We start from the raw sequence: 239 nt of genomic DNA, 5'->3' as shown, positions 1-239 counted from the left end.
GGCCATATCCGGCCCCTGGGCGGCCGGCGAACGCGTTCTCGTCTCGGTTGACCACCATCCGCGCTCCGCCTCGCTGGTGCGTTATGCTGCCCGTATGGCCTCGCGGCTGCGCGCGCCCTGGGCTGCCGTCTATATCGAGACCAACCGATCGATCAATCTGAACGAAGCCGAGCGCGATACCGTCGCCGCCACGCTGCGACTTGCCGAGCAGCTCGGCGGCGAAGCGATCACCCTTCCCG

General features: G+C 68.2%; 1 protein-coding gene. It reads left to right on the top strand.

All coding sequences use genetic code 11. The features are described 5' to 3' along the window. A partial coding sequence (locus AF337_RS39225) for an adenine nucleotide alpha hydrolase family protein (RefSeq protein ID WP_152971379.1) occupies positions 1 to 239 on the top strand: 239 nt, incomplete at both ends.

Source organism: Rhizobium ecuadorense (genome assembly GCF_001187535.1).
GTDB classification, from domain to species: domain Bacteria; phylum Pseudomonadota; class Alphaproteobacteria; order Rhizobiales; family Rhizobiaceae; genus Rhizobium; species Rhizobium ecuadorense.
Note: the sequence above shows the minus strand (reverse complement) of the source record. Positions and strands in the feature narration are given on the sequence as shown.